This window comes from Streptomyces sp. 7R007 (genome assembly GCF_054850255.1).
In genome coordinates this window covers 1-5,399 of record NZ_JBTWMV010000120.1, presented here as the reverse complement: position 1 = coordinate 5,399, position 5,399 = coordinate 1, and the positions used below count along the sequence as shown (strand labels likewise).

3 protein-coding genes and 1 riboswitch are annotated in these 5,399 nt (G+C 71.2%); all 3 genes read left to right on the top strand.

Annotation, left to right across the window (positions count from 1 at the left end; translation table 11 throughout):
- The first annotated feature begins 76 nt into the window (after positions 1-76).
- A riboswitch (cobalamin riboswitch) is annotated at positions 77-201 on the top strand.
- 125 nt (positions 202-326) lie between these two features.
- Positions 327-2,666, top strand: a complete 2,340-nt coding sequence (locus ACYF6T_RS44205; RefSeq protein ID WP_461703648.1) for a ribonucleoside-diphosphate reductase subunit alpha — start codon at positions 327-329, stop codon at positions 2,664-2,666.
- Positions 2,666-3,676, top strand: coding sequence for a ribonucleotide-diphosphate reductase subunit beta (locus ACYF6T_RS44200; protein ID WP_461703647.1), 1,011 nt, complete (start codon positions 2,666-2,668; stop codon positions 3,674-3,676). Before ACYF6T_RS44205 ends, ACYF6T_RS44200 begins: the two co-directional genes overlap by 1 nt.
- A 220-nt stretch (positions 3,677-3,896) precedes the next feature.
- The coding region (locus ACYF6T_RS44195) for a S53 family peptidase (protein WP_461703646.1) at positions 3,897-5,399 on the top strand (1,503 nt) is incomplete at its 3' end.

Here is a 5,399-nt window from a genome sequence, read left to right as displayed (position 1 = left end):
CCCCCCCGCTCTTTTCACACCCCAGGACCACCGCGACACAACATATGGGGCTGCCGTCCCCACCCGGCACTAGATGTATGCTCATCTCGCTGTCGCCGCAGGGGAATCCGGTGCGAGTCCGGAACTGTCCCGCAACGGTGTACCCGCGCATGCCCATGCGCGGGAGTCAGTCCGAGGACCTGCCGACAGCGCACCCGGCCGCAGTGGCCCGGGTGCCCTGACGTCCGGGCCTCGCGGAATGGGCCGGTGGACGCGACGCGCCGCGCCGCGCGTCCGTGCTGCCCCCTGCCCTCGGCGAGGCCTCCTGCCGAGCGAGGGAGACCCACGTGACCATCGCGCCAGCCGACCCGGCTTCAGCGGACCCGGAGACCGACGGTCCGGGAACCGCGTTGCTGCGGACCCTGACGGAGCTGACCGCCGACCTCCCCGACGCCGACCCCGGCCGGGTCGCCGCCGCCGCGCTGCGCGGCCGGTCCGCGCGGGCCGACGCGGCGGAGCTGCGGGAGCTGGCCACGGAGGCGGCCGCCGGACTCATCTCCGAGGACCCGGCGTACAGCAGGCTGGCGGCCAGGCTGCTGACGAGGAGCATCGCCGCCGAGGCCGCCTCGCAGGGCGTCACCAGCTTCACCGAGTCCGTGGCCGTCGGCCACCGCGAGGGTCTCGTCGCCGACCGCACCGCCCAGTTCGTGCGCGTCCACGCGGCCCGCCTCGACGCGCTCGTGGACCCCGGCGCCGACGACCGCTTCGGCTACTTCGGCCTGCGCACCCTGCACAGCCGCTACCTGCTCCGGCACCCCCTCACCCGCAAGGTCATCGAGACGCCCCAGCACTTCATGCTGCGCGTGGCCGCCGGTCTCGCCGAGGACGACACCGCCCGCGCGCTCGACGAAGTCGCCGCGCTCTACCGGCTGATGAGCCGCCTCGACTACCTCCCCTCCTCCCCCACCCTCTTCAACTCCGGCACCCGGCACCCCCAGATGTCGTCCTGCTACCTCCTGGACTCCCCGAAGGACGAGCTGGACTCGATCTACGAGCGCTACCACCAGGTCGCCCGCCTGTCGAAGCACGCCGGCGGCATCGGGCTGGCGTACTCCCGCATCCGCGGCCGCGGTTCGCTGATCCGCGGCACCAACGGGCACTCCAACGGCATCGTGCCGTTCCTGAAGACGCTGGACGCCTCGGTCGCCGCCGTGAACCAGGGCGGCCGGCGCAAGGGGGCCGCCGCCGTCTACCTGGAGACCTGGCACTCGGACATCGAGGAGTTCCTGGAACTGCGCGACAACACCGGTGAGGACGCCCGCCGTACGCACAACCTGAACCTCGCGCACTGGATCCCGGACGAGTTCATGCGCCGGGTCGACGCCGACGGGCAGTGGAGCCTGTTCTCCCCCGCCGACGTGCCCGGGCTGGTGGACCTGTGGGGCGAGGAGTTCGACACCGCCTACCGCGCGGCGGAGGCGGCGGGGCTGGCCCGCAAGACCCTCCCGGCCCGCGACCTGTACGGCCGCATGATGCGCACCCTCGCGCAGACCGGCAACGGCTGGATGACGTTCAAGGACGCGGCCAACCGCACCGCCAACCAGACCGCGACCCCCGGCCACGTCGTGCACTCCTCCAACCTCTGCACGGAGATCCTGGAGGTCACGGACGACGGCGAGACGGCGGTGTGCAACCTCGGGTCGGTGAACCTGGGCGCCTTCGTGGCCGGCGGGGACATCGACTGGGAGCGGCTGGACGAGACGGTCCGTACGGCCGTCACCTTCCTGGACCGGGTCGTCGACATCAACTTCTACCCGACCGAGCAGGCGGGACGGTCGAATGCGAAGTGGCGGCCCGTCGGACTCGGCGCGATGGGTCTGCAGGACGTCTTCTTCAAGCTGCGCCTGCCCTTCGACTCCCCCGAGGCCAAGGCGCTGTCGACCCGGATCGCCGAGCGGATCATGCTCGCCGCCTACGAGGCCTCCGCCGACCTGGCCGAGCGCAACGGCCCGCTGCCGGCCTGGGAGAAGACCCGTACGGCACGGGGCGTCCTGCACCCCGACCACTACGCCGTGCAGCCCGTCTGGCCCGAGCGCTGGGCCGCCCTGCGCGAGCGGGTCGCCGCCGTCGGCCTGCGCAACGCGCTGCTGCTCGCCATCGCCCCCACCGCCACCATCGCGTCCATCGCGGGCGTCTACGAGTGCATCGAGCCGCAGGTCTCCAACCTCTTCAAGCGCGAGACCCTCTCCGGCGAGTTCCTCCAGGTCAACACCTACCTGGTGGACGACCTCAAGCGGCTCGGCGTGTGGGACGCCCGCACCCGCGAGGCGCTGCGCGAGTCCAACGGCTCGGTGCAGGACCTCGCCTGGATTCCGGAGGACGTACGGCGGCTGTACCGCACGGCGTGGGAGATCCCGCAGCGCGGCCTGATCGACATGGCGGCGGCCCGCACGCCGTACCTGGACCAGTCGCAGTCCCTGAACCTGTTCCTGGAGACGCCGACCATCGGCAAGCTCTCCTCGATGTACGCGTACGCCTGGAAGCAGGGCCTGAAGACGACGTACTACCTGCGCTCCCGCCCGGCGACCCGCATCGCCCGCGCCGCCCGGGCGGCCGTCCCCGCCCAGACCGCCGAGGCGGTCGCCTGCTCCCTTGAGAACCCCGAGTCCTGCGAGGCCTGCCAGTGATGCCCGGCACCAAGAACCTGCTCGACCCCGGCTTCGAGCTCACCCTGCGCCCCATGCGCTACCCCGACTTCTACGAGCGCTACCGGGACGCCATCAAGAACACCTGGACCGTGGAGGAGGTCGACCTCCACTCGGACGTCGCCGACCTCGCCAGGCTCACGCCCGCCGAACAGCACCTCATCGGCCGGCTGGTCGCGTTCTTCGCCACCGGCGACTCGATCGTGGCGAACAACCTGGTCCTGACGCTCTACAAGCACATCAACTCCCCCGAGGCGCGGCTGTACCTGAGCCGCCAGCTCTTCGAGGAGGCCGTCCACGTCCAGTTCTACCTGACGCTTCTGGACACCTACCTGCCCGACCCGGACGACCGCGCCGCCGCCTTCGCCGCCGTGGAGAACATCCCCTCCATCCGCGAGAAGGCCGCGTTCTGCTTCCGGTGGATCGACGAGGTCGAGAAGATCGACCGGCTGGAGACGAAGGCCGACCGCCGCCGCTTCCTGCTCAACCTGATCTGCTTCGCCGCGTGCATCGAGGGCCTGTTCTTCTACGGCGCCTTCGCGTACGTCTACTGGTTCCGCAGCCGGGGCCTGCTGCACGGGCTGGCCACCGGCACCAACTGGGTGTTCCGCGACGAGACGATGCACATGTCCTTCGCGTTCGACGTCGTCGACACCGTCCGCAAGGAGGAGCCCGACCTCTTCGACGACGAACTCCGGCGGCAGGTCACCGACATGCTGGGGGAGGCCGTGGCGGCGGAGCTGCAGTTCGCGCGCGACCTGTGCGGCGACGGCCTGCCGGGCATGAACACCGACTCGATGCGCCAGTACCTCGAATGCGTCGCCGACCAGCGCCTGACCCGCCTCGGCTTCGCCCCGGTGTACGGCTCCGAGAACCCCTTCTCCTTCATGGAGTTGCAGGGCGTCCAGGAGCTGACCAACTTCTTCGAGCGCCGCCCGTCGGCGTACCAGGTCGCCGTGGAGGGCACGGTCGACCTCGACGAGGACTTCTGACGCCTCTTTCCGGGACGGCCCATGGAGCGTCCATGGGCCGTCCATGGACCTCCTATGGAGCGGCAAAGTTGTCGGGGCCGCTCTGGTCCGGCCTCGCGGACCGGGACTACGTTCTCGCCGTCAAAAGTGTCATGCCCGCGACGACACCGCCGCCGCTACGCGCGTCACAGGCCTGCCATCAGCGTCGAGAACCCCACTCCCACGACGGAGGCAGCACCCCATGCGTGAAAAGCCCAGACGGAGCCTGCGAAGACTCCTGACCACCGCCCTGCCCGCCCTCGCCCTCGGCCTCGCCGGTCTGGTCGCCGCGCCGACCGCGCAGGCGCAGGCGCCGGTCCACTCCGACTCCCGCGTCACCCAGAACGCCCAGGCCCTGACCGCCCCCGCCCGGCAGGCCGTGCACGCCACCGGCAAGGCCGGGCAGAAGGTGCCGACCACGCGTCTGTGCGGCGAGGCGACCCCGGGTCACGCCGCCTGCTTCGCCCAGCGCCGCACCGACATCAGGCAGCGCCTCGCCGCCGAACTGGCCGCCGCGCCCTCCGGCCTGAGCCCGGCCAACCTGCACAGCGCCTACAACCTGCCCTCGACGGGCGGCTCCGGCCTGACCGTCGCCGTGGTCGACGCGTACAACGACCCCAACGCCGAGTCGGACCTGGCCACGTACCGCTCCACCTACGGCCTGTCCTCCTGCACCAAGGCCAACGGCTGCTTCAAGCAGGTCAGCCAGACCGGTTCGACGACCTCGCTGCCCTCCAACGACACCGGCTGGGCCGGCGAGGAGGCGCTGGACATCGACATGGTCAGCGCGGTCTGCCCGAACTGCAACATCATCCTGGTGGAGGCCAACTCCGCCACCGACTCCGACCTCGGCACCGCCGAGAACGAGGCCGTGGCGCTCGGCGCCAAGTTCGTCTCCAACAGCTGGGGCGGGGACGAGTCGTCGTCGCAGACCAGCGAGGACACGTCCTACTTCAAGCACCCGGGTGTCGCCATCACCGTCTCCGCGGGCGACTCCGGCTACGGCGCCGAGTACCCGGCGACCTCCCAGTACGTGACCGCCGTCGGCGGCACCGCGCTGTCCACGTCCTCCAACTCCCGCGGCTGGACCGAGTCGGTGTGGAAGACCAGCAGCAGCGAGGGCACCGGCTCCGGCTGCTCCGCGTACGACCCCAAGCCGAGCTGGCAGACCGACACCGGGTGCGGCAAGCGCATGGAGGCCGACGTCTCCGCGGTGGCCGACCCGGCGACCGGCGTGGCGGTCTACGACACCTACGGCGGCTCCGGCTGGGCCGTCTACGGCGGCACCAGCGCCTCGGCGCCGATCATCGCCGGCGTGTACGCCCTCGCGGGCACCCCGGGCTCCGGCGACTACCCGGCGAAGTACCCCTACAGCCACACGGGCAACCTGTACGACGTGACGAGCGGCAACAACGGCTCGTGCTCCACCTCGTACTTCTGCACCGCGACCACCGGCTACGACGGCCCGACCGGCTGGGGCACCCCCAACGGCACCACCGCCTTCGCCTCCGGCAGCAGCACCGGCAACACGGTGACCGTCACCAACCCGGGCAGCCAGTCCACGGTGACCGGCAGTTCGGTCAGCCTGCAGATCCGCGCGACCGACAGTGCGGGGGCCGCGCTGACCTACCGTGCGAGCGGGCTGCCGACCGGGCTGTCGATCAGCAGCTCCACCGGGCTGATCTCCGGCACGGCGTCCACCGCG

Excerpts from the sequence above, each read along its gene's own strand:
- ACYF6T_RS44200 (WP_461703647.1), top strand. The coding sequence starts at position 2,666 with ATGCCCGGCACCAAGAACCTGCTCGACCCCGGCTTCGAGCTCACCCTG.